The organism is Nocardia sp. NPDC051750 (assembly GCF_044453135.1).
In the GTDB taxonomy this organism is placed as follows: domain Bacteria; phylum Actinomycetota; class Actinomycetes; order Mycobacteriales; family Mycobacteriaceae; genus Nocardia.
The window spans coordinates 817708-823224 of record NZ_JBITCK010000003.1; the positions used below are offsets into that span (position 1 = coordinate 817708).

Here is a 5517-nt window from a genome sequence, read left to right on the forward strand (position 1 = left end):
GATAGGGGCGGTACTCGCGGTCGACCGGAGTATCGAGAGAGATGGAGACACACATGGGACAGCTGGAAGGCAAGACGTCGGTAGTCACCGGAGGAAGCAGCGGGATCGGTCTGGCCACCGCTGTCCGGCTGGCAGACGAGGGCGCGTACGTGTTCGTCACCGGCCGGCGCCGGGCCGAACTGGAGGCCGCCGTCAAAACTATCGGAGCAGACCGGGCCACCGCGGTCGTCGGCGACATCTCGAAGCCGGAGGACCTGGACCGGCTCTACGAGGCGGTCCGGGGGCGAGGCAAGGGTTTGGACGTGCTGGTGGCGAACGCGGCGGTCGGTGCGTTCGTGACGCTGGAGCAGACCACCGAGGAGCACTTCGACCATACCTTCGCGGTCAACGTCCGAGGCACGCTGTTCACAGTGCAGAAAGCGCTGCCGCTGCTCAACGACGGGGCCTCGATCGTCCTGGTCGGTTCGACTGCCGGCGACCGTGGTGTGGAGGCTTTCGGCGCGTACGCGGCGTCCAAGGCGGCCGTCCGGTCCTTCGCGCGGACGTGGTCCAACGAGCTCAAGGGCCGTGGCATCCGGGTCAACGTGGTCTCGCCGGCATGGATCGAGACTCCCGGGGGTACCGCCGCTTTCGGCGATGAGGAGATCGCTCGGGCCGTCAAGGAGAATGTCGCCGCAACCGTGGCCAGGGGCCGCATGGGTCAGCCTGAGGAGGCCGCCGCAGTCGTGGTCTTTCTGGCCTCGGAACAGAGCAGCTACGTCGTCGGCGCGAACTTCTACGTCGACGGAGGCGCGAACCAGATCTGAGCAGGGAACACACGGTGGGTGGCGATTCCAGGCTCGGTTCCTCAGGTCTCGACCAGAGTCTCCACCACCGTGCATCGGTGGCGAAGCCGCACCGACTCGGCTCCGCCGTCGGTGCATGACCGGCATCGCATCAGGTGTTCCGGCCCCCGTTGACTCCGAGTAGCCGGCCGGTGATGTAGCCGGCTTCCTCGGAGACCAGGAACGCGCAGGCGGCCACGATATCCGCGGGTGTGCCGATCCGGCGGACGGGGGTGCGCAGGATACGGTCCTAGACGGTGCCGCCGAGCCGGCCGATTTTCTCTCTCTTACGCAGCATCGGCGTTACGATCCGGTGGTGCTGGGTGGCGTCGGCGGCGGCAGGGGCGGCAAGGTCGAAATCGGCGTCGAATATGACCCGGTACAGGTGCGGGTCCGCGCATGCGAGACGTGACCTGGCGGCTCAGAACCAGCTGTCGGCAAGCAGGTTCAGGGAGCGCTGCCGCACTGCGGGGTCGTAGGCGTAGGTGACGGTGATGAGCTCGTCGGCACCGGTGTGCTCTACGAATTCCGCCAGCTCCCGGACGACCGTCTGCGGCGCGCCGACTGCCTTGATACGCAACATCGCGTGATCGCGACCGCCCCGGGCAGCAAGCTGGTCAGGGTCGACCGGCGGCTGAAGCTTCCGCCGCCGGCCGCTCCGGATATCGAGGAACATCTGCTCCAGCGTGGTGAACTCCCGCTCGGCCTCCTCGTCGGTCGGTGCCACCATGACGTTGATGCCCGCCATCAGGTACGGCTGCGCGATCTGCGCAGTGGGCGCGGAATCGGAAAAAGTGTCCCGGTAGACCTTGACGGCCTCGTCCAGTTGATCGGGCGCAAAATGCGAGGCGAGGGCGAACGGTAGACCGAGCTGGCCGGCGATAGAGGCACCATTGACCGTGGAACCCAGGACCCAGATGGGGACCTCGGTTCCCGCGGAGACAGCCGAAACGATCGGGGCACTCTGGGCCGTTCCCTCTGCGCTGAACCAGCCCTGTAGATCGAAGATGTGCTCCGCAAAAGCCTGCGGTTCGCTGGATGACCGGCTCAGGGCACGGGCGGTCATCATATCCGTGCCCGGGGCACGGCCCAGGCCGAGATCGATCCGGTCGCCGTACATGGCGGCGAGGGTCCCGTACTGCTCGGCAACCATGAGTGGCGCGTGGTTGGGGAGCATCACACCGCCGGATCCCAGACGGATCCGTTCGGTCACCGAGGCGGCCTGAGCGATCAGCAGCGATGTGGCGCTGGCGGCAAGGTTGGCAGTGTTGTGATGCTCGGCGAACCATAGCCGGTGGTATCCGAGCCGGTCCGCTTCCCGGGCGGCGTCCATCGAGGCGGCAATGCCGTCGCGGGCCGTTGAGCCTTGGGGGATGGAGACCAGATCGAGAATACTCAGTGGCACGGACAAGGTCGCGGCTTCCTCACGTTGACGACGTTAGATCTTGGCGTGTCAACCATCAGAACCTGGGCGTCTATTCCTCGATCGTTGTGAACCGGGTTTCCGGCGCGCTGTCCGCCCCCGCGTCCACTGCCTTCGTCTCCCGGTCCGGTCGAATGGGCCGTAGCCCCGCTTGTCGCCCGGCGCGTCGTGGTTTCGGTCAGGCGGGGGTCTGCGCGGAGGGGGCTCCGGTATCGGATTCGTCGCGGTCGGACAAGCCGAGACGCAGGTGTTCGCGACACTGTCACTTCGCCGTGCCCGTGTCCGGCACTGTCGACGATCGCCGCGGCGACGGTTTCGGGATCCAGGGGGGTGCCGGCGCAACCGTAGACCGGCGGTCGGATTGCGGGTCGCGGCCGGAATGATCGTGGTCATCGCGACGCCGGTTCCGCGAGTTCGGCGCGAAGTGCTCGGGAGAGTGGTGCGGGTGACTTCTTCGTGGATCGCCCCGTGCCGTCCTGGCCGTTGTGCGCTGTGCACTACTGGTAGGCCGAATTGTGTTCTGTCGGTCCATTCCTTTGTTGTTGCGCGCCTAATACCCTTGGTGCACTTCGACGTGACGGGCGTAATGCGCACTGCATGTGAACCGACCTCGGCCCGGCGCACGGTGGTAACGACAAAAGGCACTGCGTGATATGACCTCAGCGGAAAGCGCCGCGCCCGGTACCGGGACGCCTCTGACCCCGGAGCCCGGGGCAACGGCTGGTGAACCCGGTCCGCCGGACATAGAATTCACTCTCGGTGCGCATCCCGCCGAATCTGCACCAGTGCTGTCCCGCGGTTCTGTCGAGCGCACCCGCGAACTCATCCGGCAGGCGGCCCGGGCACTGGCCGCCCTCGTCCCGGAAGGCTGGATCCGGGTGGATGCGATCTTCGCTTCGACTGTCGCCGCGGAGACTGCAGTCGCCTACTACTCCGACGGCGAACGTGCGGTTCCGGTGCTGCCACCGTCGTCGGTACTGGACTCGGTCCGGGAACATCGGCGGCTATCCGCCGAGTACGCCGATGGGCCGTGGTGGCGGCTGCTGCTCTCGGTGACCGGTGACGGGCAGATCGAGGCCGACTACGACTACGGCGATGAACCGTTCCCCGCGGAACAGCTCTTTCCGCCCGAAGCGTACCGAGCCGATCTGGAGATCTTTCCGCGGAAAGAACTTCCGGTGTGGCTCGCCGCATACCTGAACCACCGTGACCGGCAGGTGCGCTCCCCGCTACGGGCAGCCGCGCAGGCGCACACCGGCCGGCCGGCCGGGGCGCACGATGACTCGGCCGGCGTCGGGCTGCCACCGTTGCCCGTACTGGCAGCGCGGTGGGCGGTACTGGCCGCGGCATTCGTTGCCGCCGGATCGGAGTGGGGTCCGCGGTTGCTGCCCGCGTTGCGCTGGTTCGAGGGCACCGGGCGCAGCGGCAGTTCACTGTATGCGTTACCCGGCGGCCGGGCAGTTCTGTCCGGTGGCGTGTGGAATGCGCAGGTGCTCGACCGGGCCTACAACCAGGGCGCGCCGCTGCCGGATCTCTACCGGGGCGCGCCGGAGTGGGTGGCCGATCCGGTGCTGAACAACCGTGCGGCACACGGAATGCTCACCTTCTGCTACTGGTGGGACGGCTCCTGCTGGAATCGCGGTGAATCGCCGGAGGTCGGCGAGGTCGCTGAAGCTGTTCCAGGGGTGTGGGATTCGGGAACCGTCGCCCGGATCATCGGGGACTTGACCGGTGCCGCGAATGTCGATGAACCCGGCGGTGCGGTGTCGGGCCTGGTTGCTGCCGCCGAGTCCGCCGCGGTCACCCGGTCGGCGCTGGCCGCTGTTTTCCCCGAGGCGGGCGAGTCCGATATCGCTGACGCCTACTACCAGCTGCACATGGGTGGAATCGCGGCGGCGGAGCCGCTGCCGGAGGGAGAAGCAATCGCCCGGGTGGCCCGGGAGCTGACCGGAAGTGGGATGGAACTGTCCGATTACCCGGTGGATGGGTTGCGTGCCGACCGGATGAATATGGGCTGGATGGTGTATGTCCCGGTGCCGCAGGGTGAGGTGGCGGTCGGCCGAGCCATTTTCTATATCGCGGATGACGGGGTGATGGAATGGTCGTCCTCGTCGGAAGCGCCGTCGCGCTATGTGGTCGACTTCGAGGAACGCTGCCGGGTGCGCAATCGTGCTCTGCTGTAATCGGGATCGGTGACTCGGGTGGGTGCTGCCCGCCCGAATCGGAGGGATATGGGCGCTGAATCGGTGGCATCCGAACGGAATTCCCGTAGCTGGGGACATTGGATTCGAGGCGACTGAGTATTGTTGAGCCACAAGGTGTTTCGGCAATGATCAGCTCGATCGATGAACGCTGTTCTCCGGACTTCGCATGCGCCTGAGGAGTGGATATTGTGGACGACAAGACCCTCGAGTTCGACGAACAGAAGTTTCGGTCCGCGGCAGGCGCTGTCGACGCTGTCGGTGATTTGATCGGTGATGTGTTGAACACGCTGGCGAGCGCGATGGAAAGCCGTGGCGCGGTATGGGGAAACGACCAGCTCGGCGCTACTTTCTATGACGGAGTGGGTGGTCAGGATGGTTACCGGGAGAACTCGGCAGGATTGACCGGAAGCATCGGGTCCTCCGCCGAATCGATACACGGCCTTTCCGTCAGCATGCGAAACATTGCCGATGTGGTTCGTGCCATGGAAGACGACAATCGCGCCGGGTTCGGCCGTGTGAACGGGAAATAGTCCATGCCGAACGAACAAGCGAAGTCCGAGTTTGCCGAGCTGCTCGAAGGGGCACAGGCGCAGGTGCGTAACATTTCGCGGATTCAGCAGGAGCGGGCGGAACTGACCGCCGCCGCCCAGGCGCGCGGTAAAAAGGTCACCGTTACGGTCAATGCCGACAACAAGGTAATCGACGTAAAATTTGCCGACGATATAGGAAAACTGAGCTATTTCGAAATAGCCAGGGCCGTGGTCGAAGCGGCCCAGAAAGCGTCGGCGGACGTGGCCCGGAAGACCGCGGAGCTGATGACACCGATCCAGGAGCAGCAGGCCCGGATGCCCAAGCTGATCGATATGCTCGGCGAGTTGTCGATAGACGCATCCGGGTTGCGTATTTCCGAGTCCATCGAAGCTCCGGTCGATTCACCGAAAGCTCGCCAGCGGCGCCGTTTTTCCGATGGCAGCCTCGCAGCGCCGGAGGCAGCTGCGGAAGAGAGCGGCCGGACCCCGCGCGGCTCGATCGCCGACTCCAGTTGGTGAAGGTCGGTTAGCCGGGG

General features: G+C 65.7%; 5 protein-coding genes and 1 pseudogene. 4 read left to right on the plus strand and 2 right to left on the minus strand.

Annotated features, from left to right (window positions below; translation table 11 throughout):
* Window positions 1–53: 53 nt before the first annotated feature.
* Entirely contained in the window at window positions 54–806 is a 753-nt protein-coding gene (locus tag ACIA75_RS17035; RefSeq protein ID WP_397104769.1) for an SDR family NAD(P)-dependent oxidoreductase, read from the plus strand.
* A 130-nt stretch (window positions 807–936) separates the two neighbouring features.
* On the opposite strand, the pseudogene ACIA75_RS17040 reads toward ACIA75_RS17035, so the two are convergent.
* Both ACIA75_RS17040 and ACIA75_RS17045 read right to left on the minus strand, forming a co-directional pair.
* Window positions 937–1134: pseudogene (locus ACIA75_RS17040) on the minus strand (SDR family oxidoreductase); the annotation flags it as partial.
* Between the two features lie 111 nt (window positions 1135–1245).
* The gene (locus ACIA75_RS17045; RefSeq protein ID WP_397104771.1) at window positions 1246–2235 is read right to left on the minus strand and encodes an LLM class flavin-dependent oxidoreductase; all 990 of its coding nucleotides are present in this window, start codon (window positions 2233–2235) and stop codon (window positions 1246–1248) included.
* 797 nt (window positions 2236–3032) lie between these two features.
* On the opposite strand from ACIA75_RS17045, the gene ACIA75_RS17050 reads away from it, so the two are divergent.
* From ACIA75_RS17050 to ACIA75_RS17060, 3 genes are all read left to right on the plus strand, one after another.
* Window positions 3033–4430 carry a hypothetical protein gene (locus tag ACIA75_RS17050; protein ID WP_397104773.1) on the plus strand — a complete coding sequence of 466 codons (1398 nt, stop codon included), beginning with the start codon at window positions 3033–3035 and terminating at the stop codon, window positions 4428–4430.
* A gap of 209 nt (window positions 4431–4639) precedes the next feature.
* A complete protein-coding gene (locus tag ACIA75_RS17055; RefSeq protein WP_397104775.1) occupies window positions 4640–4981 on the plus strand; it encodes a hypothetical protein in 342 nt (113 codons plus the stop codon).
* Window positions 4982–4984: 3 nt separating this feature from the next.
* Entirely contained in the window at window positions 4985–5500 is a 516-nt protein-coding gene (locus ACIA75_RS17060) for a YbaB/EbfC family nucleoid-associated protein (RefSeq protein ID WP_397104777.1), read from the plus strand.
* Window positions 5501–5517: the final 17 nt, after the last annotated feature.